The sequence below is a fragment of the Paenibacillus sp. FSL M7-1414 genome (genome assembly GCF_038003195.1).
Classification (GTDB): Bacteria; Bacillota; Bacilli; order Paenibacillales; family Paenibacillaceae; genus Paenibacillus; species Paenibacillus amylolyticus.
Genome location: NZ_JBBOOS010000001.1, coordinates 5835870 through 5861226, shown reverse-complemented (window position 1 = coordinate 5861226; position 25357 = coordinate 5835870). Strand labels below are relative to the sequence as shown.

Here is a 25357-nt window from a genome sequence, read left to right as displayed (position 1 = left end):
GTTCATGGTCACTACTGAGGGAGTCACGGGGATACCCGGTATAACCGGATTGAGCTTTTTTGAGACATTCACCATTATGTACGCCCCTCCACTGATCATTGCGGCTGCTATTGTCTTTCTGTTTATATATCTGGCCGTATATAAGAACCCAAAGGATTGATTGGTTGGTACGTCCATTCCCGTTTGGGGTAATCTCTTGTTAAGAAATGAGGAAGGGAGGAGGGCCCTTTCATGCCGAAAATCCGTTATAACAATATCGATAATGTAAGTACGGACAAAACGCTGAAGGAATTCAAACAATGGAGGGAGCAACGGCGGAGCAAAGTGAAGGACTACTCCTACACCGTGCCCAAACACCCGCCTGAACTGGATTATCTGCATGCCAACCGGGATGACACAAGTATTACCTGGATTGGTCACTCCACGTTTTTCATTCAATATTATGGATTAAACATCGTGACTGACCCGGTGTGGGCCGAAAAAATGGGATTTCAACGAAGGCTCGGTGCCCCCGGCATTCCGATTCAGGATATTCCACCGTTGGATGTGATTCTGATATCCCATTCCCACTATGATCATCTGCATCTGGCTTCCTTGCGTAAGCTGATTACAGCCAAGACGTTGCTCATCGTACCCGATGGTCTGAAGCGCAAGATGATTCGCAAAGGATTTCATCGATGCCAGGAGATGAAATGGTGGGATCATATGACACTTGGCGGAGTCAAAATAACTTTTGTTCCTGCACAGCACTGGACGCGCCGAACGTTGTTTGATACCAATACGTCTCATTGGGGCGGTTATGTATTGGAATCGAATCATTCGGCAACGAATTCAGCAGCGGAAAGTGCTGCAACAACGAACAATCAGGATGAATCATCCACGGAATCAGGGAAGGACGAAACATCCAAAACATCCGGCGGTCCGCCTGTGTTGTATTTTGTGGGTGATACAGGTTACTTCCAGGGTTTCAAAACGATTGGAGAACGCTTTGACATTGGGGTTACCCTGATGCCCATCGGTGCCTACGATCCGGAATGGTTCATGACTTCTCAGCATGTGACACCCGAAGAAGCGCTGCAGGGGTTCGTTGAATCCGGTTCACAGCTCATGGTTCCAATGCATTACGGCACATTCAAGCTGGCGGATGATACGCCCAAGGAAGCGCTGGATCGGCTGGAAGTTGAACGTGAACGGCTAGGCATTGGTAAAGAGCGGATTCGAGTGCTTGGTCATGGCGAGACACTCCGCATTCACCACGAGGAAGGTAAACGGGGCTAACAAAAGCGAGCCAAATATGTTAATGTAGGGATATGCCTGCATGAACAGTGTATTTACCAAATCTTTAATAAGTAAAAAGCGGCCAATTTTCGAATTTGCCGCTTTTTTGTGTTATAATATGGTGCCAGAATAGGCATCGGGATATTGAATCCATGATTTACGCAACTTGCTATTCATGCAGTATGCAGATTAACCAATAAAGGATGGTATGCTTAATGATCAGTACAAGCGGCATCACGCTCCGCTACGGAAAACGTGCACTTTTTGAAGATGTAAATATCAAATTCACACCAGGAAACTGTTACGGCCTCATCGGCGCCAACGGAGCCGGCAAATCAACATTCTTGAAAATTTTGTCTGGTGAGATTGAAGCCAACTCGGGAGAGGTGCACATCACCCCGGGCGAACGTATGGCCGTTTTGAAGCAAAACCACTTTGAATATGATGAGTATCCGGTTCTCGAAACGGTAATTATGGGTCATAGTCGTCTGTATTCCATCATGAAAGAGAAGGATGCTTTGTATGCGAAGGCAGACTTCACAGAAGAAGACGGTTTGCGTGCAGGTGAGCTTGAAGGGGAATTCGCTGAGCAAAACGGCTGGGATGCTGAACCAGATGCAGCGGCGCTCCTGATCGGTCTTGGCATTGTTCGTGACATGCATGACAAAAAAATGATAGAGCTGAGCGGAAACGAAAAAGTCCGTGTATTGCTGGCACAAGCGTTGTTTGGCCGTCCAAACAACCTGTTGCTCGATGAGCCTACCAACCACTTGGATCTCGAATCCATTCAATGGCTGGAGAACTTCCTGATGGATTATGAAGGTACCGTTATTGTGGTATCCCATGACCGTCACTTCCTGAACAAGGTATGTACGCATATCGCAGATATTGACTTCGGTAAAATCCAGATGTACGTAGGTAACTATGACTTCTGGTATGAGTCCAGCCAATTGGCACTTGCTCTGCAGCGGGATGCCAACAAGAAAAAAGAAGAGAAGATTAAAGAGCTACAAGCCTTTATTCAACGTTTCTCTGCGAACGCTTCGAAGTCCAAACAGGCGACTTCCCGGAAGAAAACACTCGACAAAATCACATTGGATGACCTTCGTCCATCCAACCGTAAATACCCGTTTATCAACTTCAAGCCTGAACGTGAAGCAGGTAAACAATTGCTGACGGTAGATCGTATTGACAAATCCATCGATGGTGTGAAAATGTTGAATGATGTGAGCTTTGTGGTGAACAAAGGTGACAAAATTGCATTTGTTGGCCCGAACGGAAATGCCAAATCACTGTTATTTGATATTCTCATGGGTGAAACCGAAGCAGATAGCGGCGAATATACTTGGGGTATAACGACGACTCAGGCTTATTTCCCGAAAGACAACTCCCAATATTTTGACGGTGTAGACATGACTCTCGTGGATTGGCTCCGTCAGTATTCGAAAGATCAGGATGAAACGTATCTGCGTGGATTCTTGGGCCGTATGCTGTTCTCCGGTGAGGAGTCCCAGAAGAAGGCTAGCGTACTCTCCGGGGGGGAGAAGGTTCGTTGTATGCTGGCAAAAATGATGCAGACAGGTGCAAACGCACTGATTCTGGATGAGCCAACGAACCACTTGGATCTTGAATCCATCACAGCACTGAATAACGGTATGATTGACTTTGACGGCACAATGCTGTTTACATCCCATGACCATCAGTTCATCCAAACGATTGCTAACCGGATTATCGAAATTACGCCAACAGGCATCATCGATCGCCAAATGAGCTATGACGAATATCTGGAAAGTGATGAAATCAAAGAACTGCGCAATAAAATGTATCCGGTAGAAGCTTAATCTAAGCATCATCTGCGGCACATGATTATAGGAACACCAAAGAACCGCAAGCCTCTGTGAAGAGGGCTTGCGGTTCTTTTTGTAATTCAATGGTTTCTCGGCGGCTTTAAGACCTAAGATCCACCAGTACGGCGACGTTGGTTGTTAGGCTTTTTGTTGTTTTGACTCTTCATCGCTTTAGGTCCGCCTTCAAAGTAGGCGCTGGATTGGTTACCAGAATTTGCTTGTTCTTTCTTTTGCGCCAGTTTTTGGCGTATAGCATCCTGCAAACTGACCTTTTTCGGTTCGTTATTTTCGCTCATCGTTATTTCCCTCCCGGTCTTACAGTGAGCCGTCCAGATTGGACGGGATGTACCTATTTTATACGTTTTATAAAAGCCCCACAAGGGCAACCTGATAAAATGCTCAAAACCTTTGGTTTTACCCAGGCCAACATTTTTTCTCAATAACTACAGCCCTGCCGTCTGGCAACTTTGTTTCGGCTTGCCTACAGCAATGCAACCTGGCAACACTGTTTCTGTAGACCCACACGCTCCGCATTTGGTAACATGGAAAAACCGTAATACGAAACGTTAAAGGGGTGTCGCCCGGTTTGAACGCTTATGAAGAAATTCGAAAAGGGGAGCGAGGGGCTTGGGTTAGTATCGTAGCCTATCTCGTCTTGTCCGCTTTTAAGCTGATCTGTGGATATTTATTTGCTTCCAGCGCCTTGCTGGCCGATGGTTTTAATAACCTTACAGATATTGTAGCATCCATTGCTGTACTGATTGGGCTTCGGATCTCCCAGAAACCACCTGATTCGGATCATGCCTATGGTCATTTTAGAGCGGAGACGGTTGCTGCTTTGGTAGCTTCATTTATTATGGCTATGGTTGGGCTGCAAGTATTGGTTGAAGCCGTTCGCTCCTGGTATGAAGGAGCCTTTGTTGCTCCAAACCTGTGGGCGGCAGCGGTGGCTGTAGTCTGTGCTGTGGTGATGTTAGGCGTGTACCGTTACAATCACCGTCTGGCAAAACAAATTAATAGTCAGGCTCTGATGGCTGCGGCGAAAGATAATCGTTCCGATGCCTGGGTCAGCATAGGCGCTGCAATTGGAATTATAGGTGCGCAGTTTGGACTTCCATGGCTGGATAAAGTAGCTGCCATTGCTGTAGGTCTGTTGATCTGCAAAACGGCTTGGGAGATTTTTCGGGATTCTACACATCGTCTTACCGACGGATTTGACCAGAAGGAACTGACGGATCTCAGATCCTCCGTAGCACGCGTTCCCGGTGTTGAGATGATCAAGGACGTGAAGGCACGTGTGCACGGCAGTCATGTACTTGTGGATGTAGTCATTGAAGTGGACGGAGGCCTAAGCTTGATTGAAGGCCATCAGATCTGTGACCGTGTTGAAGAGCGGTTGAAGCGATCGCATAACATCATGCATGTACATGTACATGTGGAACCAAAGACGGAAGAAGTCACAAGGGAACCCTTGAACAGGGAGTGAACATCTTGGAAAATGAAAAGAGGACAGCCGCGATTGTGCGTGCTGTCCTCTTTACTTATCGTTAGAACGATTATACGATGTTATTGAATGGCAACGTGGATCCACGCTTTGCCTTTCCAAGTGTATACTTGTACCCACTCGCCGCCATCGAATCCATCAACCACTTCACCTGTTGTATCGATGACTTGGGAGCCTAATGCACCGATTGGTTTACCGTTAGGTGCATCATAGAACCAAGTGCGCTCCAGAAGGTTCAGCAACATCGTTGGTGCCAGTACTTCATCACCTGGTTTTACGAGTGGCTCTTCAAACATTTTGTCATCTGTAGTCGTAGCTGGCGTTTCAGTTGTAGTTGAAGTACCTTCTGCACCTGTAGTGTCTACTGTTGTACCTGTTACAGTCTCAGCAGTACCTTCTACTGTTTCTACAGCAGGTTTGTTCACTTCAACAGCCGGAGTTGTTGTGGTCGTTGGTGTTGTTGTAGCCTCAGTTCCTGTTTCCGGATTTACCGTTCCAGTAACCGCTTCCTCCGCACCCGCAGCGGCAGCCATCGAACCCATCAACGTTAAAGCAGCGGCAAAACTTACGATTTTTTTCATTTTGTTTTTCCTCCTCGGTAGGTATGTAAAATGTTGTCCTGATTACAAGTAACCAAGCAAGCACCCTTATGAATCACAAATTATAACAATATTTTCTTGCATTCTCCAGTGTCAACTGGCTCATATGTGGGTATATAGCAAGCCTGTAAATATCATACTTCAGTGGGATAAAACCGGGTTGGCTATCTCAAAAAGGTCCTGTTTTTTTTGGGATTCATACGAGAGCGGATTGGAATAAAGCAGAAGGGAGTGCAATACATAATATAGAAAAGTTGACCTATGCCTGAACGCACAAAAGCCAATCGGCTTGGGAGCACGATCGGCTTTTGTATGTAATCGTTTAGTAAACACTCAGTCAGATCAGAGCCTGAGGTTATCGCATTCGGCTACGTCCCGTAATCAGGGAGATTACGAACAGTACAACAAAGATGAAGAAGAGTACTTTCGCGATTGAAGCAGCTGCTTCAACAATACCGAAGAATCCAAAAATACCTGCTACCAGTGCAATAATTAGAAATAATACAGACCATTTCAACATAAGTATTCATCCTTTCGTATAATTGATTGTGGAGTGAGTTGTGTTCACCTCACCGCCTTGTGTAGTCTAACTTTAACCGAGTGCTAACCGCTTGAAACATTGGTTTTTTTTCCAAGCGAAGGCATATATGAAGGGATATATAATATTGTTTCGTCTGGGAAATCGCCGGGTAACTATAGCAATAACAAACTGATGCACATATGGAAAGAGAGGTTCTTCTATGATCTATCAAATTAGCGTGGCCCTGATTGCAGTGGCATTTGCAGTACTGGTATTCTTTTTAATTCGTACCTTGAAATCCGCTCAGGGTTCTTTGGACAATGTCTCACAGACATTGCAGGAGGTACAGAAAACCATTGATGAACTTAGTTATGAAGTGAAGCAGACGGTAAGACATGCCAATGATATTACGGTGGATGTACAACACAAAATGAAAAAAATTGATCCTGTTATGGAATCTGTTGAGAATCTGGGAGAAGTGTTGAATGAAGTGACGGCAGCAGCCAAACAAGTCTCCACAACGCTGATGGCGAAATTTCAGACCAAACGTAACAACGCTGAACAGACCAAGCATGCTGAAGCGGTTCATGTAACTGCACCGCCTGCTACATCAACGGATCGTACCCTGCAATCCTATGAAGCTACATATAATGGTGAAGCTAAGGGCGGGAAAAACTGGATGAAGTATATTGATGTTGCAGCGAATGTATGGCAACGGATGCGCAAGTAACATGACCGCTTTGTAACCCATGAAGAAGCCTTCAGAGCGGTGATGAACCTGATGAAAGGGTGAGAATCATGATGAAACTACTGCTTGTGATGTTTAGCGTAATTTCTCCCTTTTCCGTTCAACCGGCAGCGGTACCCGCTGCTCACGATATGCAATGGACGGCAATGGAAGAGAAGGCGTCAGAGGTAACTCTGGCTGTTGATCGATCCGAGACTTTCCAGCATTTTCGGACTCTGAATGGCATTTCTCTGGATGACACCATGGATGATTTGTTGGCCAAGAAGGGCCAGCCGGGGTATAAGCAGGAAGATCCTTATCTGGGATGTCCTGAATATCACTTTCATGATGTGAAGGTTGGCTTGTGTGAAGATACGGATGTCATTCAATATGTGCATATCGATGCATCTGAGAATCACATCATGTTAAACGGAAAGAGAATTGAGATGAATATTGAAGCGATCCATCATGCTCTAGGGAAACCTTATTATGTGGCAGAGGACGGAGAAGTGTTTCTCCGTGGAGACCAGGCTCTGAAGGTATATATGAAGTCAGGCTCTCATCAGATTGAAGGCATTGATCTTTTTGATGACACAGTTTCCTAGGATTGGTTATTACCAAATCGTTTCAAACCCATATAGTATGGTTATATACTAAGTAGCTCGATACAGAAGATTAAATCAGAGGAGAGTGGAAACGATGAATTCAACCAATGAGCAAGCTTATGCAAAAGTGGTAGAAAACGGAGTCCAGGCGGTAGAAGCGGTGAAAGAATTGCAGATTACCGGATACCTTGCTGATCAAATCTTTGTTCTCGCCCATGAGAAGGATCGTACAGATCGAATTGCCGATACAGCAGATGCCAAAGAAATTGGCATAAAGGAAGAAGGCGTATTTGATTCCTTGGCGAATCTGTTCCGCTCACGTGGTGATGAACTCCGGGCCAAAATTGTTTCGATGGGCTTTACCGAAGCCGAAGCGGACTTCTACGAGAGTGAGCTCGACAAAGGTAAAGTACTCGTTATTGCTAAAAAGAAAGATTAACCCGATAAGTTGAAGTTTGCTGAACATGGACAAGCTTCTGAATCATTTATGTAAAATGCTTAATCAAAAACATAGATAAGGAATGGGGCTTTCCCCATTCCTTATCTATGTTTTTGCAAGTTTGGAAGCGGGATCAGGACGCTGCAAAAACAGGGTGAGTCGCGGGGATATTCCCCTACGATGGTGCCATTTACTGATAGAATTTTTTTGTTTTTACGATTATAGTTATACTAGGAATTATTATGTCTACTGCCGTTTTGTATGCAAAATTTGTATAATCAACGTTTGTTTTAACCTAATAAGAATCGACAAACCCGGACGCCACAGATAAGGAGATATCAATGAGAATACTTATTGTTGACGACAATCCGACGAATGTCATTATCATTCGAGAAATTCTGAAAAAAGAAAACTATCGTGACATTGTAACGGCGAGTTCCGCCATGGAAATGTTTGAAGTGTTAGGAATTGGGGAGGAAAGCAACGAACTTCGTCCAAGACCGTCGGATATTGACCTGATTTTGCTAGATATGATGATGCCTGAGATGGACGGTATCGAAGCCTGCAGTATTGTGCAGAAATTTGAGAATCTGAAGGATATACCGATTATTATGGTGACTGCCATCGGAGACTCCAAGAAACTTGCCGAAGCATTGGATGCTGGTGCATCTGATTATGTGACCAAGCCGATTAATAAAGTCGAACTGATGGCCAGAATTCGACTTGCACTTCGTTTGAAACAGGAGAAGGATTGGCATAAAGAGCGTGATCAACGTATTCAGGATGAACTCAAGTTGGCAGCGATGGTCCAAAATGCTGTATTAAGTCCGGCAATTAGGGACCCGTTGTTCCAAGTGCATGCCATCTATAAACCATCCTTTGAGCTTGCGGGTGATCTGTATTCTTGGTACCCCCTTGGGGAAGGCCGTTACGGAGTACTGCTGCTCGACATGATGGGACACGGGATATCTTCATCCCTGTTTACCATGTTTATCGCTTCTGTGTTGAAAGATACGGTTACCACTTATGTGGATCCAGAGAAGGTCATTCAAGAGTTGAACCGTCGTTTTAACCAGCTCCATTTGGAGAAACAATTGGTGCAGTATTATTTCACGGCCATTTATCTGGTCGTTGATACACGGATGAAGCGCATTGATTATGTTAATGCAGGGCATCCGCCTGCTTTATTTTTCCGAAACGACGGCAGTGTCACCACATTTGACAGCGTCTGCTGTCCTGTTGGTTTATTTGACAAGATGGATATTGAACCACAAACGATCCATTATGAGGGTGACGGGCATATTGCACTCTATACGGATGGATTATTGGAAGCTGTTCAGGGCGGGCAGGAGGAGCAACATGAATTCCTGATCGAAAAACTGACCGGCTCACATCAGTGGAATGAAGCTGCTATGCAGGCCATGTTTTTTGACGACGAAATTCCCCAGGAGCGGGATGATGATAAATGTCTGGTCTGGATTACTTTGGATAAAGGAGCGGGGGATGAATGAAGATCAGGAATAAACTGCTGATTGGTTTTACCGCTCTGATGGCTATTTTGATCGTGCTCACGTTTGTGAGTTATGAACGGTTAAACAGCAGTAATAAACAGATTGATCAGATGTATCAAGAACGTTATCTCAAAGTAAGGTTCACATCTGCTGTACGTGGAGAGGTCAATGATATTGCCAAAGTGCTGGCTAACTTGTTATTGAATCCGAACAATTCAATTAGTGCTGCTGAAGGTGACCTGAAGGATATGAAGGATCGGGGGGATGGTTACCTCGTAGAAGTGAGAAACCGGGCAGACAGTGCACCTGAACATCAACTGGTGGATCGTGTGAATACTGCGTGGACTGCTTATACTTCCTATGCAACGAGACAGATCAACCTGATGTCCCAAAGCAGGGTAGAAGATGCGAATAACTACCGCAATTCAACAGGACTCGCAGTGCAAAAAGAAGCTGTGGATAGTTTGAATGCTCTTTCGCGTTATCAGGACCAAGAGATTGATGCCGAGATCAAGAACGCTAACGCAGCGTATACGAGAGCAGTACAGATCACGATAGGTATCATGATTGCGGGGTTGTTGCTTGCTTTGGGTGTCATTATGTGGGTGCTGCCAAGTATTACACGGGGTCTGAACACTGTATCTATGATGATTAACAGTTTTGGTAAAGGGCGTTACCGAACCATTCGGCGCATACAGGTCAAATCAACCGATGAGATTGGTCAGATTGCCAGTGTGTTCAAGGATGTATCCAGTGATCTGGAAGAAAAACTGGAGATCGAGAGGGCTTATGTGCAGGCTCAGCAGGATCAAAACTGGATGAGTTCGAACATCGCAAGAGTCCCGGAGCTGCTTCGAGGGATTGGCTCCATTCGCCAAATTTCACAGATGTTTATCAGTGAGTTCACACCTGTGCTTGGTGCTCAGTTGGGTGTCGTCTATCTGATCGATGAGGAGAAACATCCCGACGAACTGAGACGTTACGGTGCATACGCATTTGAAGAGAACGAAGATGTTGGTAAGGAAATGTATCGCATCGGAGAAGGCCTGATTGGTCAAGCCGCGCTGGATATGACACCGATTATTCTGGAAAATACGCCTGATGATTACGTGCATATTGGTTCAGCTTCAGGCTCAACACGTGCTGCGGGTATCATGATCTATCCTGTCGTGTTTGAAGATGAACTGATTGGTGTAGTTGAAGTGGCTTCCTTTGAAGGTTTCAATGAACTGCACAAGCAGTTGTTCACACAACTGATTATGAACCTGGGCGTAATTTTGAATAACGTTCGACGTCGTTTGCGTGTGGAGGAGCTGCTGCGTGAATCCCAGGCACTGACTGAGGAACTGCAGGTTCAATCGGAAGAATTGCAGACACAGCAAGAAGAACTTCGTCGTTCCAATGAGAATCTGGAGGAGCAGACAGAAGCGCTTAAACGTTCCGAGGAATTGCTGCAGCGTCAGCAGGAAGAACTGGAACATTTTAATACGGAACTCATTGCCAAGACGCGGGCGCTTGAAGAGCAGGTGCGTGAAGTTGAAGAGAAAAATGACGAAATTGAGAAAACGAAGACACAGTTGGAACAGCAAGCTACACAGCTGTCGATGACAAGTAAGTACAAGTCCGAATTTTTAGCGAATATGTCACATGAACTCCGTACACCATTGAACAGTCTGCTCATTTTGTCCCAGTTATTGTCGGAGAACAAAGGTGGTAATCTGACTGACAAACAGCAGGAATATGCGCAAACCATCTACATGTCGGGTGCGGATCTGCTGAAAATGATTGATGAGATTCTGGATCTGTCCAAGGTGGACGCAGGTAAGATGGATATCAATTATGAGACAGTTCGAATGGAAGAACTGACCAGCTTTGTTCAGCAGAACTTTGGACCGATGGCAAATAAAAAGGAACTGAACTTGAATATCGATTTCGACAGCGATCTACCGGAATGGGTGTACACCGACAGTCATCGCGTCAAACAGATTTTACGGAATTTGTTGTCGAACGCATTTAAGTTCACCAATCGAGGTTCGGTTAGTCTGATTGGACGACGGATGAAACCGGAAGAGTTACCGGGTTATATGAACACCAATCAGGAATATCTCGGATTCAGTGTAAAAGACACCGGCATTGGCATTCCATCGGATAAAACGGATCTGATCTTTGAAGCGTTCCAGCAAGTAGACGGGACCACAAGTCGGAAATACGGTGGAACTGGTCTGGGATTGTCCATTAGCAGGGAATTGGCACGTTTACTTGGTGGCGCAATACAGGTGGAATCATCCGAAGGGGAAGGTAGCTGCTTTACTTTATACCTCCCGGATAATCATGAAGAGGAAGCCTTGGTAGAGGAAGGTGCTTCAAGAGAAGCAGCTGTATCCTCAGAGGATCTTTATGAACAGTCCATCGAAACACGGACCATGCTTTCAAGTCATCAGTCCATTCTCTCTCCTGATCCGGAGCGTAGCGTGGGTACAGATCTGTCTCCTTCCCATACTCCAGATGTCACGCAGATCGAAGATGATCGGGAGAATATCATGGAAGGTGACAAAATCCTGCTCATCATTGAGGATGACGTAAACTTTGCACATATTTTGATGGATATGGCGAGGGGAAGAGGATTCAAAGCACTTGTTGCCCTTCAAGGTGATAAAGGACTGGAAATGGCACGTCAATATCTGCCGGATGCCATTATCCTGGATATTCAATTGCCGGTGATGGATGGTTGGACCATTCTGGGCGAGCTGAAGAGCAGTTCGGCAACACGTCACATTCCGGTTCATGTGATTTCAGTCATTGATGATATGAAGCAAGGTCTGATGATGGGCGCCATTGCGTATCTGAAAAAACCTTCGAGCAAGGATTCACTGGATAAAGCATTCTCGCATATCAAATCATATACTGAGAATCAATTGAAACGACTGTTGATCGTCGAAGATGATGAAATTCAGCGTAAAGCCATTATCGAATTGATTGGTCATGATGATGTTGCAATCACCGCTGTATCGACAGGTAGTGAGGCATTGAATGAATTACACAGCCAGCGTTATGACTGCATGGTACTGGATCTGATGTTAACGGATATGACCGGGTTTGAGTTGCTCGACCAGATTCGTGATGATGAATATCTGAACGATCTGCCGATTATAATTTATACAGGCAAAGAACTGGATTCCAAGGAAGAAATGAAGCTGCGCAAATATGCGGAATCCATCATTATCAAGGATGTGAAGTCACCGGAACGTCTGCTGGATGAGACGACTTTGTTCCTGCATCGGGTAGAAGCCAATTTGCCGGAAGACAAGCGTCGAATCTTACAGAAACTACACAACAAAGAAACGTTGTTTGAGGGCAAGAAAATATTGCTTGTAGATGACGATATTCGTAACGTATTTGCCCTTTCAAGTGTTCTTGAAGGCTATCGGATGGATGTGACGTTTGCTGAGAACGGCCGAGAGGCTTTGGAGATTTTGGACAAAAATCCGGAATTTGATCTGGTACTGATGGATATGATGATGCCAGAGATGGACGGTTATGAAGCGATGACACGAATCAGACAGATCCCGCAGTTTGAAAAGTTGCCGATTATTGCGCTTACGGCCAAAGCCATGAAAGAGGATCGCGGCAAATGTATTGAGGCCGGAGCATCTGATTATGTGAAAAAACCGATTCAGACAGATCAATTGTTATCCTTAATGCGTGTATGGCTGTATTCGTAAGTTCATTATTCGTATGTTCATTGTTTGGGTAATGAAAGACAATACGACGAATACGCAAGTAACAAATGAAGAAGTGGAGAGAACTTATGACACCGTGGGAACCTACCGAGACGGGGGCAGATTTGGTCCGTATGCCGCAAGATGAAGAACGCGAGCTGATCGAGATTGAGTTGCTGTTGGAAGGCATGCACCGTTTATATGGATATGATTTTAGAAACTATGCACTGCCATCCCTGAAACGAAGAATCTGGCATCATGCACATGCTGAGGGTGTTAAGAGCATATCCGGCTTGCAGGAGCGTGTTCTTCATGACCGTTCCGCGTTTGAACGTTTTGTACAGAACTTATCCATCCCTGTAACGGAAATGTTTCGAGATCCTTCGCTTTTCCGAATGTTTCGGGAACAGATTATTCCTATCCTGAGAACCTACCCGTATATCCGAATATGGCATGCGGGATGCTCTACGGGAGAGGAAGTTTATTCCATGGCCATCATGTTGCATGAGGAAGGACTGTATGACAAGGCAAGAATCTACGCAACGGATATGAATGATCGCTCTTTGCAACAGGCCAAAGAAGGCGTATATGGTATTGAGAAAATGAAACTATTTACTACAAATTATTTGGAGGCAGGGGGTACCAGAGCCTTCTCCGAGTACTATACAGCGAAATACAATTCGGTGATATTTCATCCTTTCCTAAGGAAGAACATCATTTTCGCCGAGCACAACTTGGCAACAGACCGGTCATTTAACGAGTTTAATGTTATCTTTTGCCGTAATGTCATGATTTATTTTAATGATGAACTGCGGAACCATGTGCATGGGCTGTTTCATGAGAGCTTGAGCCACTTTGGTATTCTGGTTCTGGGGTCGAAAGAATCGATACATTTTACAGAGTTCAGTGATACCTATGAGCCGTTAGACCGGACCGAAAAAATATACCGGAAGATCAAATAGGGGGTTAGGGTTAGCCATGGGGCTCAATGAACCAATCCACATATTATTGGTAGATGACCGCCCTGAGAACTTGCTTGCTCTTGAAGCAGTTCTGGAATCGGAACAATATAAACTCGTTAAGGCAACTTCCGGAGAAGAGGCACTCCGCTGTCTGCTAAAAGACGAATTTGCGGTTATCGTTCTCGATGTGCAGATGCCTGGAATGGACGGAATTGAGACAGCAAAGTTAATTAAGGCACGGGACAAGTCCAAGGATGTGCCGATTATATTCATCTCTGCGAATAGCAGAGAAGCGGAGCACTTGTTTGCCGGATATTCAGCCGGGGCCATTGATTACATGGTTAAGCCATTTATTCCTCAGATTTTGAAATCCAAAATCGAGGGTTTTGTAGAGATGTTTATCACCAATAAACGTTTGAAGACACAGACCATGCTTCTTCACCAGAAGACACAGGAACTGGAGAAGATGAACCAACAACTCATTCAGGCCAAGGAAGAAGCAGAAATTGCAGCTAATGCAAAGACCGAGTTCCTGGCAATGATGAGTCATGAGATTCGTACTCCGATGAACGGAGTCATCGGTATGGTTGATCTGCTGATGGAGACGGAACTGAGGGAAGATCAGAAGGAATATGCAGACATCGTTCGTCGCAGTGCAGATGCACTCGTTACGGTCATTAACGACATTCTTGATTTTACCAAGATGGAATCCGGCAAAATGGAACTTGAAGAGCATCCTTTTGAAATTGTCTCCTGTATTCGGGAAGTGTTGGGATTATTTGCTGCAGAAGCAGGCAAAAAGAACCTAGAACTGGATTATTTCCTGGAAGATTCTGTCCCTGAATTAATCTATGGAGATATGGCAAGGCTCCGTCAGGTTCTCTTGAATCTTATTGCCAATGCGATCAAATTTACCGATCAGGGTGGAGTGTATCTGATTGTGTCAGTTAAGGAAGAAAAGGATGGAGAAATGGCATTGGAGTTTGCCGTTAAAGACACCGGGATAGGTATCGCTTCAGACAAAGTGGATCGCCTGTTCCAGCCATTTTCCCAGCTGGATACATCCATGACACGTAAATACGGTGGAACTGGCTTAGGACTGGCAATATGCAAGACTCTGGTTGAAATGATGGGTGGACAGATCTATCTGGATACAACAGAGCAACGGGGAGCAACGTTTGTATTTACAATTCAGGCGAAACGTTATGTAGAAACTGAACTGGTCCAGGGGAACGGGGAAGAGAAACCAACGGATGTGAAAAATGAGAATAAATATCCTACGGTTTTAATCGTGGATGATCATCCTATCAACCAGAAGTTGATGGCGATTATGCTTGGTAAGCTGGGGTTGCTCTCAGACATTGCTGAAGATGGACAGAGCGCACTCGATATGGTAAACGGCAGCCGTTATCCCTATGACTATGTGTTTATGGATCTGCAGATGCCTGTGATGGACGGTTTGGAATGTACACGGCGGATTCGAGAGAGTCTGTCCCAGTCTAATCAGCCAATCATTATAGCCATGACTGCTAACGTAATGGAAGGTATTCAGCAGCGCTGTATTGCTGCCGGCATGGATGATTATATTAGTAAACCGGTGAAAATGGGCAATGTAAAACAGAAAATAGCCCAGTTTCAGAAACAACGACAAATGTTAGATCCAGGCCCTTCAGCCATGAATCAGGCCAATTGAAACATTTTCCAAACTTCTTTCTGATTCACTCGTGCTGAAGTTGGGTTATTAGGTAAGGAAACCATTGATCAGGAGAGAGATGTCTAATGAATACAAATAAAAATGAAAAATTCAATGCAAGAACTGAAACTCAGGACGGCGTGTGCACGGTGTATCTGACTGGCGAACTGGATTTGTCGGTTGCTCCTGACTTCCGCTTGGTGATGGAGCCGCTCGTGGATAACAAGGAACAGGATCTTGTGATCAACATGAAAGAATTGAAGTATATCGATAGTACAGGGATTGGTATCCTGTTATCTGTTCTGAAGGCAAGACATGGAATGGAAGCTCGCTTTGAAGTACAGGAAGTTCCTGCGCAGATTCAGAAACTTTTTGACATGACGGGCATCGCCAAATTCTTTGTCACACAGAAGAATTCCCAATAGGAAAGGATCGAAAAAGGAATGAATGCAGAAGTTCAAAGAGTCACCCTTAATTTACCTGCGACAGCTGATTACGTTGATATTGTAAGACTCAATCTCTATGGAGTAGCATCCAAAATGGGATTTTCCTACGAAGACATTGAGGATATGAAAGTTGCTGTATCCGAGGCCTGTAACAACTCTGTATTGTATGCCTACTCACACGAAGGCGGCATGGTTGAAGTTGTATTCGAAGTGGATGGCGAAACATTGTCCATTATTGTCAAGGACGAAGGTGCCAGCTTCGAGAACATGAACCCTGCTGTGTCACGTGCCGGTCTACACGACAAAGAACTGACGGAAGCACAGATTGGCGGACTTGGGTTCTACCTGATGCAAGCCTTGATGGACGATGTCAGTGTGGAAAGTGAGACGGGCAAAGGTACGAAAGTAGTACTCGTAAAACGTCTTGCAAGAAGTGAGGAGAAAGTATGAATGAAAAAGTGACTCCCCCAGAGTCCATGTCTGAAGCTATAGGTTTGATCTGGGAATACCAGCAGACCCAAGATAATGAAATTGCAACAGTTCTCATCCGTAAATATGAACCAATGGTCAAGATGGCAGCAGGTAAAATCGCTCGGAATCGCCCCGATCTATACGAAGACTTGTATCAGACCGGGCAGATGGCTTTGATTCGTTTGCTTAAGCAATACGATATCAACCTGGGTATTCCGTTTGAACCTTATGCCATGAAGAGCATGATCGGTCATATGAAGAACTACTTGCGTGATAAATCCTGGTATATTCAGGTGCCCCGGAGGATTAAGGAAAAGGGAGCCCTTGTGCAACATGCCATTGATGAGTTAACCGTTAAGCTGGAGCGCTCACCCGGTGTGAACGAAATTGCTGAATACCTTGATCTGACTGCAGAAGAGACAATTGAAGTTCTGGCTGGTCGGGAATGTTACCACTATGTATCACTGGATTCTCCTTTATCTCAGGATGACAGTGCAGCAACATTGGGAGAACTGATCAGTGCAGATGTTAATGACTATGATTCGGTCGAAAAACGGATGGACTTGCAACAGGCATTGGGACAATTGAAGGAACAAGAACAACAGGTACTTATTCTAGCATTCCAGGATGGCCAATCTCAGCGGGCAATTGCTCAGAAGCTTGGTGTTTCACAGATGAGTGTATCTCGGATTCAGAAGCGAGCTACAGAGAAACTGAAACAGATCATGTCTAATGCTTCAATGTTATGACAAATGGAACCCTAATGTTGTTGAGTACGGCATAAAGAAGGACACGTCAATGCGCTGAAATGCATACGTGTCCTTTTTGGGATCAAAAAGATGGGCATGCAATGAAGAACATGAGTGCAGGAGTGGATAAAGTGATTATGAACCAAATCAAGTTGGAAGCTCGCCGTGACAAGTTATCTTGCTCGGACCATTGGCAATGGTGGGATTGGGTTGCACCTGACACCCATAGCATGAACGATGCATTGGAGGAGCTGACAGAGGCGTTTCCGGATATGCGGTATTGGCTTCATAAGATTCCGGAAGTGGAATCGAATTATTTGTCCGTCCGTTTCGTGAATGGTAAAGAACCAGTCATATTTGGTTCATTGTTGTATGCGATCAAGAATGAGAGAGATGACAAAAGAAAAGATAATCAGATGTTCTTTTATGTCGATCGCAATAACCTGGTTACCTTGAATATGGATGACAATACACGAGGCATTATGAAGACGGATGAACGTGCCCATATGTTACAGCAATGTAGTGAAGCCAGGGACGGGATGTTTGTACTTTTTCGAGCTATACTGCATTACTACCATGTGGGGATGGATCATTTTGAGATGAACCTGCGTGATCTGGAACGGAAGATGGAATCCCGCAATGCCCGAACTTTGATGGACCAGATTTTGGCCGCTCGATTTGAACTGTTATACTGGAGCAATCTGTTTATCCCCTACTCGGAACTGATGGCTGCTTCCCATGAGGCTTACCTTGATGAAATAAACGAAAATCGATATTTCCAGCAGCTCCAACATCGAGTAGAGCGAATGGAACGTTTGTTTAGTCACTACGAGAAAGAGATCGATACGTTAATCTCCATTGATAATGCGATCTCCGGTGTACGTGGCAATGAGATCATGAAGACACTGACCATTGTTACTGCTGTGTTCATACCTGCCACGGCAGCTGGCGCGATATGGGGGATGAACTTTGAGAACCTGCCCTTTATCGACAAATCATGGGGAGTTGTACTGGTCCTTGTTGTCATTATCTTAAGCATGATCAGCATGTATGTATGGCTGATGATGAAAGGCTGGACAGGAGATCTGCTCAAAGTGAAATCCTCACAGCCTTCAGCTGAAGAGACAGAGAAAAAAGGAGCAACGGAAAAACGTAAGGGATAGCCTACTGTTGGTTAGTCCTCTTAGTTTCTTAGTTTTTGTAATCTTCAATATAACCGAGCAAGTCAGCGATATACTGGCCTACAATCGGCATATTCACGAATTGGCTGAGAATGAATGCCAGCAAACCGAGAACAACAAAGGTACCCACAGTCAACCCGAGACCTCGTGCCATGCCCGCTGTGAAATTGGTAATAATCCGCTTTTTGGGACTGCTGTAATTCTCAATAATATCCTTGATCTGTGCTCTCTCCAGGCTGTCCGCAATCTGGTCCAGACGGGTGTTCAATCGCTTTACCTCATGACGTAATTCAAAAGGATGCTCGCTTGTATCATACTGCTGGGCCGGTGTTCCTCCTGTAATTGGAGTATTACCGTTGATTGTAACTTTACTCATATTATTTGTCCTCCTCAACTCTCATTGGATAAAAAATAGCCAGCTGGAGTGCAGCTGGCTATTGGTCACTCGATCTGTATCGCCTTACAGGCTAGTCGAGTTAAGTTCTTTACGTGCATCTTCCTTCGCTTCAACGGAAGCGGCAGCCACTTCATCAGATGCACGGGATGCTTCGTTAGCCACATCTGCGGACGCTTTTCTCACAGAGTCCATTACATCATTGCGGCCTTGATTTACCGTTTTTGCAATATCGGAAGTTTTGGAAGAGACCGTTTTAGCCAGTTCAGTGGCTTTGTCACTTACAACAGTTGCCACTTCTTTGGTGCGGTCAGTAACGATGCCCACTTTCTCGGAAAGGTCACCACGCAATTCACGTCCCGGTTTAGGCGCAAAGAGTAGTGCTGCTGCAGCTCCCAGCAAACCCCCGATGAAAATACCTTTTGCGAAAGTTGAACCCGTCTGTACAGGATATTGCTCTTCTGCTTTATTCATGTCTAATCACTCCTTCTTCAATTTAAGAAACAAATACGAAACAACGAACACCTTGTTGCCCGAATCAGGCAGCCTGTCTTAGCAGTCTGGACACAAGCCCCAGCAAGAAAACAAAGAGCGCTGTACCAATGATGGCAGGGATGATGGCAAAGTTACCGATAACTGGTCCCCAGTTACCAAGCAAAAGTGCTCCCAGCCAGGCTCCGGCAAATCCGGCAATCATTGCACCGATTATGCCTCCAGGCATATTGTGACCGGCAAGTGCATCTCCGATCAAACCGATGATGACAGCCATCACAATGCTGATAATGATGCCCCACATAACAACCGCCTCCTTTAAACTTGATGTAGGATGTTGTCTGTTCGCGTTTGCTTACTTCGTATATAAACCCCGTGCAACCCTGTGAAACAATAAAGATGAGGATGAATGAACTGGAAATTAGAGGAGTTCGTTCTTTAGCGGCTTTGTTTAATGCCCTTAACCATACAGAAGATCCATGCCAATCCAGCAGTAAATCCAGTAAATACATCCGTAGGATAATGAACGCCCAACATGATCCGGCTGAGGCCAATCAAGAAAATAAAACTAATACCACATAGAACAGGAAGCCACACACCGGAAGAGTTATGTCGTTGCCGTTCAATGGCCCAGATTACAAAGAGCATGCCGTAGAAGCCCATGGAGATCATGGCATGTCCGCTGGGAAAGCTGTACCCGTGAACGACCAGCAGATGATCCAGTTCAGGTCTGCTTCGTCTGAAAAACTCCTTCAATAACGTGTTCAAAATCCACATCATGGCAAAACTTCCCGTGAGTGCATATCCATATACAACAAACCTTGGACTGCGTTGAATGAAGAAAAGAAGAGCAAAACCTCCTGCAGCCACAGCAGAGATTTTGAATGAACCCAGTGCGGTTATGAATGCAGTGTAAGGGAATAGATGAAGACGTGAATCTGAATTCAGATAAAATAATTGCTGAATTTGATCATCCAGACGAATAATAACATCAGCACCCAACCAGGCACCCAGACCTGCCAGGATAAATACGACCGATGCGCTGAGGGCCAGACCAGTCAAACCCCAGTTGAGGAGTGGACTTAATAACGTGCCTGAATTTGAACTGAATGAGTCTGGTGAATACGTTTTGCGCGGCATAATGAGTTTCTCCTTCAGTTATTGTAGTAGATGAACATAGATGATAAAGCTATACCCGAAATGCCTGTCGAAAAAACTGTAAAAACGTCGCTTTTGTACTATACTATTTAAGATATCCCATGCGGCGTCGTGACGCAAAGCAGAGATGAAATCGGGAGCACAAAGGAGAGAACTCGCATGGAGAGTGCCTTGTTAATTAAAGAATACCGTGCAGGCGTTATGGAATGCGCCCATTACGGACACATAAGTATTACGGATGAGTATGGACGAATCGTATACTCGGCTGGTGACCCTCATTTTAGAGCGTTCACTCGTTCATCTGCCAAACCTTTTCAAGCCATTCCAGGTATTCGGGCAGGAATTGCCAGTCACTATGGCCTATCAGCACAGGAGATTGCCATTATGTCCTCTTCGCATCGTTCGGAACCGGAACACATTCGGGTGCTGGAGCAGTTATCCGGTAAGATCGGATTGGGAGAAGAATGCCTGATCTGTGCACCAAGTTATCCGCTTAATGAAGAAAGCCGTAATCAATGGTTACGTGGACAAGGAGAGAAACGGCGCATCTTGCACAACTGCTCCGGAAAACATCTGGGAATTCTGGGGTACAGTCAGATGAAGCAGGTTGATCTGGGCAGTTACGCTGAACCGGATCATCCGGTACAACGAGAAATTCTTGAAACCTTTGCCGACCTGGCAGGTATTGAAGAAAAAGAGATTGAGCTTGGGACGGATGGCTGCGGCTTTCCGGTATTTTCTTTGCCGTTGTCGGCATTGTCGAACGCTTATCTGAAGCTCGCTTGTCCGGACCTTATCGCTGATCCTTCCACAAGAACAGCTGTAGAGACCATAACATCAGCTATGAATGAACATCCGTTGATGGTTGGTGGCACGGAGCGTGTAGATTCAGTGTTGCTGGAAGACAATAACATTGTAGCGAAGGGTGGATTCAAGGGGGTATTCGGATTTGGTCTGAAAAAAGAAAGACTGGGAATCACCTTCAAGGTGCTTGATGGTTCCGAGGAAGAGTGGGCTTTCATTACCCAATCCATCCTGAGACAGATTGGTTATTCCAATGAGAGAACCATTGCACGATTGGCTGAAGTGTTCCCTTCGGACATCCGAAATGATGCGGGTACCCTTGTAGGTCATGCAGATAGTGAGTTCATTCTTCACTCACTTGAAGATAGCGTATAACCTTAAGAAGGGGCGTGATTAGAGTTGCCGGACCCCGGGTAAAGATGACATACCAACTGGTATTCATCTATACAATTCATATACACGCATGGACTGCCGCGGTAATGTGGCAGCTCTAAACCCTTGGAGGTGGATGAACATGATTAAAGTGGTGACATCGGAAGAAAGGCACACGTCGGATCGAGGTTGGATACACAGTGAATTCAGCTTTTCCTTTGCGGATTATGATGATCCAAGCAACGCCCATTTTGGCTGTCTGTTGGCTCATAATGAAAACACACTGATGCCGCAAGAAGGCTTTAAGAAACATCCACATCATGATCTTGAACTTGTCAGTTATGTCATATCGGGTACACTCAAACATACGGATAGTATGGGAACAGAACAATTGCTTGAACCGGGTACGGTCCAGGTGATGAGTGCGGGTACGGGAGTGGAACACTCCGAGACCAATCCGTCAGTGGATGAACCGGTACGTTTCCTTCAGATGTGGTTTTTGCCATCGGAGCGTATGCTGAAACCTTCCTATACGAATCGGAGAATAGAGCCGCAGGAGTATTTGAATCGTCTATGTCCGATTGTATCCGGGCAAGGGGGCGAGGGAAGTGAAGGCGCATTGCCTATTTCCCAGGATGTAACCTGTTATCTGTCCCATTTGGAGTCCGGGAAGAAGTTGATGTACCCGCAACATGAAGACCGACGGACACATCTTTTCCTGATCAGTGGACATGTAGAGATTCATTGTTCGGATGGTAACTTCAACCTCAAGCCGGGCGATGCCGCACGAATTCGCAAAAGCTGTGATCTGCAAATCACGAGCACAGACAGTGAACCTGCCGAATTTGTTTTGGTTGACCTGCCTTAAGGATATAAACATGCGAAAAAGGACCTGTTCCCACGGTGATGTGGAAAACAGGTCCTTTTTTTGCTTAGGATTTACGAAGATTACCCAGTTCCGAAGCGACAGCTTCCACTTCAGAGATACTGAGATGTTCCTTGCTCAAAATCATTTCATACAGGTCAAACAGATCTTCATATTTCTCAAGTGGGAATGAAGAAGCTTGCATGGCGGCACCGCTTGCCATACGAAGTTTGGTTTTAATCGCTTCAATCATATATTCCATATTGGCTGCTGTTGCTTGTGTTAAATCCATCGTTAAGTTCATCCCTTCCGTATCGGAAACTCTTGTTATTGTATCATGATTGGAAGCGCTCAGGCTAATGCTTTTGCGAGGAAACCAAGCATCGGTTACAATGATGGATACAACAACAGGATTTAACGGAAACCTGAGTGTACTGGAGGGAATACAGCTTGGCAGCGTATAAGCGAGAAATGGTTCGCCATCAAGGAAGGGAAGTCCGCAAAGGCGTGCCTGCAGAGAATCTGGTTTTATTTTTCAAAAACATCATTCAACTTCACTCTCCAGCTGAAATCACGTTTGTCTGCATTGGTACTGATCGTTCCACCGGGGATGCTCTGGGTCCACTGACAGGAAGTTTACTGCAAGAGAGTGGAATGGAGAACGTGATTGGCACGCTGTCTTCCCCTTGTGATGCAGATACGCTGGAAAAGAAATTGGCAATTATTCCTGCACACCATGCCATCATAGCGATTGATGCATGTCTGGGTCCAAAGCATGCGGTAGGTACATACTATCTCTCGAATAACCCACTCATTCCGGCCCAATCGGTCGGAGGCAAGCTACCCCCTGTTGGACAATACAGTGTAGCAGCTGTGGTTAATGCGAATGGACCAAGGCCCTATTCCATTTTGCAGATGACCTCACTTCACTTGGTTATGGGTATGTCCCGAACGATTGCAGACGCCGCAATTGAAGCATGGAAATGGAGACAAACGTTTCATTCATGATATGTAGGCTTAATAATATACAACCTGAATTATTTAATTCGCGCAGAGAGAGGGATTCATATGGAAAAAGTGATGTGTGATGGAACGACGATTTGTTATGCCGAACAAGGTAAGGGAGAAGCACTCATTTTGCTCCACGGATACTGTGGCAGTTCATCGTATTGGGATGAGGTCGTACCTGAACTGGCACGCAGCTATCGCTGTATCGTACCTGATCTGCGTGGACACGGAAAAACAGATGCACCTGTAGGAAGTTATACCATCGAACAGATGGGCAACGATGTATTACAGTTGATGGATGAGCTGAACGTGGAAAAAGCGGTCCTTCTGGGACACTCGATGGGGGGATACATTGCGCTCTCGATTGCGCAACGTCACCCGGAGCGTTTGAATGCATTTGGTCTGGTTCATTCGACGGCCTATCCGGACAGTGAAGAAGCCAAGGAAAAACGCCTTCGTGCTGTATCCACCATTCAAACTGAAGGTATCGTGAATTTTGTAGATGGACTGGTTCCCGGACTGTTTGCACCGGAACATGTGGAATCGCTATCTAAGCATGTAACACGTGTGAAGGAAATTGGTTACCAGACTGCTCCTCAAGGTGCTGTTGGTGCTGCACTTGCTATGCGAGAACGCCCGGATCGCCGCGATGTGTTATCGGCTACACCTTTATCTGTATTGCTGGTAGCAGGAGAGAAGGATGCTGTTATCCCGCCAGAACGTACATTCACAAGTGACAAGCCACATATCGTGCAAGCCGTGATTGCGGGTGCAGGTCATATGAGCATGTATGAAGCTCCTGAAGAGTTAATTCAGATCATTAAACAATTTATGCTGGATTATCGAAGTAATTGATAAAGTGATTTATGTTGATATCATTAGGGCGTGTCTGAAAACTCCGAAGGAAGTAGATTTTACTGAATTTTCGTTCCAAGCAAGGAAGTTTTCCGCAGGCGTGCCGGGGCACGTCAAGGGGAAGTGACGCAGCATGGGGCGAAAAGGCGGTAAAAGATGCACTTCAGCGAGTTTTGAGACACGTCCTAGAATATAGTTTGGTTTCTGGATGATTCAACCTCTTGTGGAGGAGGAGTAACCAGTTCCATTCCAACCGAGCCCCTGCCACGTCCCTTTGGGATAGGCGGGGGCTTGGTGTGTTCATGTCCAGAGCAAAGACACGCGTGTCTTGTTTTTGGCTTTTTGTGATGGCATGAATTAAAATAAATATAAAGGAACGATATTAGGGCGATTAAATGTATAGGGTCGAATGATGAGGGGGCATACAGCATGTTCAGAAAAGATTATCTGCTCCGCATGATGGAGGAAATGACTGAAGCAATAGGCAAAGTGTTCACGCTCAAACAGCAGCGTAAGCACACCGAGGCATTGTCTGAACTGGATGAGTTGATGCGCAGGCAGTTTGGGTTGAACTTATCTCTACTGAACTCATTGCCAGCAGAGGATGTTATTGAAATGTTCCGTTTTCGCGGAATAATTGAGGTAGATAATCTGCAGCAAGCCGCGAGGCTGATTGAAGAAGAGGCTTACATCTATCAAGAGAAGGCCAAAGTGGAAGGCATAGATGATCAGGAGAGAATGGACGCAGAGGATGACGCCCTCATTCGATTGATGAGATCACTTCATTTTTACCTGTATGCATTGAATCATGGCGCTAATCCCAAGTTGTTGGACGCACCGGAACGGGTGGAGGGTGTGTTGGGGCTTACGAAAGAATATGAACTCCCTGCTCGAACCGAAAGACAGCTTGCCCTGTATCGTGAACAACAAGGGCGTTACGACCAGGCAGAGAACAGTTGGTACAGGCTGCTACAACTTGGTGCTGAATTCCCGGTGAGCTACCGAGATGATGTACAGTCGTTCTATGAAAGATTGAGCCAACTCACGGACGAACAACTGGAGCAGGGCGGTCTGCCACGGAACGAAGTTGAAGAGGGACTAGCTGAACTAAATCGTCAAGAGATGAACTCATAAAATATGGATTGGATCAAGGCTTGT

Annotated in this window: 28 protein-coding genes; 20 read left to right on the top strand and 8 right to left on the bottom strand. The window is 45.4% G+C overall.

Going from position 1 to position 25357, the window contains the following annotated elements; all coding sequences use genetic code 11:
• Window positions 1-4 precede the first annotated feature (4 nt).
• The 3 genes from cydS (at window position 5) to MHH92_RS25765 (ending at window position 3119) form a co-directional block, all read left to right on the top strand.
• A complete protein-coding gene (gene cydS, locus MHH92_RS25775; RefSeq protein ID WP_165790098.1) occupies window positions 5-160 on the top strand; it encodes a cytochrome bd oxidase small subunit CydS in 156 nt (51 codons plus the stop codon).
• Between the two features lie 71 nt (window positions 161-231).
• Entirely contained in the window at window positions 232-1278 is a 1047-nt protein-coding gene (locus MHH92_RS25770; RefSeq protein ID WP_340907107.1) for an MBL fold metallo-hydrolase, read from the top strand.
• Window positions 1279-1493: 215 nt separating this feature from the next.
• A complete protein-coding gene (locus MHH92_RS25765) occupies window positions 1494-3119 on the top strand; it encodes an ABC-F family ATP-binding cassette domain-containing protein (protein ID WP_036606972.1) in 1626 nt (541 codons plus the stop codon).
• A 113-nt stretch (window positions 3120-3232) separates the two neighbouring features.
• Here the strand turns inward: MHH92_RS25765 and MHH92_RS25760 are convergent, their stop codons facing one another.
• On the bottom strand, window positions 3233-3421 hold the full coding sequence (locus MHH92_RS25760) for a hypothetical protein (protein WP_017692261.1): 189 nt from the start codon (window positions 3419-3421) through the stop codon (window positions 3233-3235).
• A gap of 290 nt (window positions 3422-3711) precedes the next feature.
• Between MHH92_RS25760 and MHH92_RS25755 the strand changes: the two genes are divergently transcribed.
• Window positions 3712-4611 (top strand): cation diffusion facilitator family transporter, encoded by a 900-nt coding sequence (locus tag MHH92_RS25755; RefSeq protein WP_340907106.1) that lies wholly within the window; start codon window positions 3712-3714, stop codon window positions 4609-4611.
• Between the two features lie 80 nt (window positions 4612-4691).
• Here MHH92_RS25755 and MHH92_RS25750 read toward each other — a convergent pair whose 3' ends face one another.
• Together MHH92_RS25750 and MHH92_RS25745 are read right to left on the bottom strand one after the other, a co-directional pair.
• Complete coding sequence (locus MHH92_RS25750) at window positions 4692-5210, bottom strand: hypothetical protein (protein WP_051449538.1); 519 nt, start codon at window positions 5208-5210, stop codon at window positions 4692-4694.
• Between the two features lie 373 nt (window positions 5211-5583).
• Window positions 5584-5748 (bottom strand): DUF1328 domain-containing protein, encoded by a 165-nt coding sequence (locus MHH92_RS25745; RefSeq protein ID WP_017692264.1) that lies wholly within the window; start codon window positions 5746-5748, stop codon window positions 5584-5586.
• A gap of 220 nt (window positions 5749-5968) precedes the next feature.
• On the opposite strand from MHH92_RS25745, the gene MHH92_RS25740 reads away from it, so the two are divergent.
• The 11 genes from MHH92_RS25740 (at window position 5969) to MHH92_RS25690 (ending at window position 18233) form a co-directional block, all read left to right on the top strand.
• A complete protein-coding gene (locus MHH92_RS25740; protein ID WP_036668007.1) occupies window positions 5969-6478 on the top strand; it encodes a DUF948 domain-containing protein in 510 nt (169 codons plus the stop codon).
• Between the two features lie 68 nt (window positions 6479-6546).
• A complete protein-coding gene (locus MHH92_RS25735; RefSeq protein ID WP_036668006.1) occupies window positions 6547-7080 on the top strand; it encodes a hypothetical protein in 534 nt (177 codons plus the stop codon).
• A gap of 94 nt (window positions 7081-7174) precedes the next feature.
• On the top strand, window positions 7175-7519 hold the full coding sequence (locus MHH92_RS25730; RefSeq protein WP_017692267.1) for a general stress protein: 345 nt from the start codon (window positions 7175-7177) through the stop codon (window positions 7517-7519).
• 341 nt (window positions 7520-7860) lie between these two features.
• The gene (locus MHH92_RS25725) at window positions 7861-9030 is read left to right on the top strand and encodes a PP2C family protein-serine/threonine phosphatase (protein WP_047841574.1); all 1170 of its coding nucleotides are present in this window, start codon (window positions 7861-7863) and stop codon (window positions 9028-9030) included.
• Window positions 9027-12752, top strand: coding sequence for a response regulator (locus MHH92_RS25720; RefSeq protein ID WP_340907105.1), 3726 nt, complete (start codon window positions 9027-9029; stop codon window positions 12750-12752). Before MHH92_RS25725 ends, MHH92_RS25720 begins: the two co-directional genes overlap by 4 nt.
• Before the next feature lie 86 nt (window positions 12753-12838).
• A complete protein-coding gene (locus MHH92_RS25715) occupies window positions 12839-13711 on the top strand; it encodes a CheR family methyltransferase (protein WP_036606984.1) in 873 nt (290 codons plus the stop codon).
• A 16-nt stretch (window positions 13712-13727) separates the two neighbouring features.
• Window positions 13728-15404 carry a response regulator gene (locus MHH92_RS25710; RefSeq protein ID WP_047841572.1) on the top strand — a complete coding sequence of 559 codons (1677 nt, stop codon included), beginning with the start codon at window positions 13728-13730 and terminating at the stop codon, window positions 15402-15404.
• A gap of 86 nt (window positions 15405-15490) precedes the next feature.
• Window positions 15491-15829 carry an STAS domain-containing protein gene (locus MHH92_RS25705; protein WP_036606989.1) on the top strand — a complete coding sequence of 113 codons (339 nt, stop codon included), beginning with the start codon at window positions 15491-15493 and terminating at the stop codon, window positions 15827-15829.
• 18 nt (window positions 15830-15847) lie between these two features.
• The gene (gene rsbW / locus MHH92_RS25700; RefSeq protein ID WP_036606993.1) at window positions 15848-16300 is read left to right on the top strand and encodes an anti-sigma B factor RsbW; all 453 of its coding nucleotides are present in this window, start codon (window positions 15848-15850) and stop codon (window positions 16298-16300) included.
• Complete coding sequence (locus tag MHH92_RS25695) at window positions 16297-17070, top strand: sigma-70 family RNA polymerase sigma factor (RefSeq protein WP_047841571.1); 774 nt, start codon at window positions 16297-16299, stop codon at window positions 17068-17070. The genes rsbW and MHH92_RS25695 overlap by 4 nt, the downstream gene beginning before the upstream one ends.
• Window positions 17071-17207: 137 nt before the next feature.
• A complete protein-coding gene (locus MHH92_RS25690) occupies window positions 17208-18233 on the top strand; it encodes a magnesium transporter CorA family protein (RefSeq protein WP_445744718.1) in 1026 nt (341 codons plus the stop codon).
• Between the two features lie 28 nt (window positions 18234-18261).
• Here MHH92_RS25690 and MHH92_RS25685 read toward each other — a convergent pair whose 3' ends face one another.
• The 4 genes from MHH92_RS25685 to MHH92_RS25670 all read right to left on the bottom strand — a co-directional run bounded on the left by MHH92_RS25685 (window position 18262) and on the right by MHH92_RS25670 (window position 20277).
• A complete protein-coding gene (locus MHH92_RS25685) occupies window positions 18262-18627 on the bottom strand; it encodes a DUF5665 domain-containing protein (protein ID WP_017692276.1) in 366 nt (121 codons plus the stop codon).
• Between the two features lie 84 nt (window positions 18628-18711).
• Window positions 18712-19119, bottom strand: coding sequence for a YtxH domain-containing protein (locus MHH92_RS25680; protein ID WP_076212649.1), 408 nt, complete (start codon window positions 19117-19119; stop codon window positions 18712-18714).
• Window positions 19120-19183: 64 nt separating this feature from the next.
• On the bottom strand, window positions 19184-19441 hold the full coding sequence (locus tag MHH92_RS25675; protein WP_017692278.1) for a GlsB/YeaQ/YmgE family stress response membrane protein: 258 nt from the start codon (window positions 19439-19441) through the stop codon (window positions 19184-19186).
• Between the two features lie 134 nt (window positions 19442-19575).
• Window positions 19576-20277 carry a phosphatase PAP2 family protein gene (locus MHH92_RS25670; protein WP_253503259.1) on the bottom strand — a complete coding sequence of 234 codons (702 nt, stop codon included), beginning with the start codon at window positions 20275-20277 and terminating at the stop codon, window positions 19576-19578.
• Window positions 20278-20454: 177 nt separating this feature from the next.
• Between MHH92_RS25670 and MHH92_RS25665 the strand changes: the two genes are divergently transcribed.
• Together MHH92_RS25665 and MHH92_RS25660 are read left to right on the top strand one after the other, a co-directional pair.
• Window positions 20455-21474: an asparaginase gene (locus tag MHH92_RS25665; protein ID WP_340907104.1), complete on the top strand. Its 1020-nt coding sequence runs from the start codon at window positions 20455-20457 to the stop codon at window positions 21472-21474.
• 139 nt (window positions 21475-21613) lie between these two features.
• The gene (locus MHH92_RS25660; protein WP_047841568.1) at window positions 21614-22339 is read left to right on the top strand and encodes a pirin family protein; all 726 of its coding nucleotides are present in this window, start codon (window positions 21614-21616) and stop codon (window positions 22337-22339) included.
• A 64-nt stretch (window positions 22340-22403) separates the two neighbouring features.
• On the opposite strand, the gene MHH92_RS25655 is transcribed toward MHH92_RS25660, so the two are convergent.
• Window positions 22404-22628 carry a DUF1128 domain-containing protein gene (locus tag MHH92_RS25655; protein WP_017692283.1) on the bottom strand — a complete coding sequence of 75 codons (225 nt, stop codon included), beginning with the start codon at window positions 22626-22628 and terminating at the stop codon, window positions 22404-22406.
• Window positions 22629-22786: 158 nt separating this feature from the next.
• On the opposite strand from MHH92_RS25655, the gene yyaC reads away from it, so the two are divergent.
• From yyaC to MHH92_RS25640, 3 genes are all read left to right on the top strand, one after another.
• Window positions 22787-23344, top strand: a complete 558-nt coding sequence (yyaC, locus tag MHH92_RS25650) for a spore protease YyaC (protein ID WP_083669892.1) — start codon at window positions 22787-22789, stop codon at window positions 23342-23344.
• Between the two features lie 60 nt (window positions 23345-23404).
• The gene (locus MHH92_RS25645; RefSeq protein ID WP_340907103.1) at window positions 23405-24199 is read left to right on the top strand and encodes an alpha/beta fold hydrolase; all 795 of its coding nucleotides are present in this window, start codon (window positions 23405-23407) and stop codon (window positions 24197-24199) included.
• A gap of 429 nt (window positions 24200-24628) precedes the next feature.
• Entirely contained in the window at window positions 24629-25333 is a 705-nt protein-coding gene (locus MHH92_RS25640) for a DUF6483 family protein (RefSeq protein WP_340907102.1), read from the top strand.
• Window positions 25334-25357: the final 24 nt, after the last annotated feature.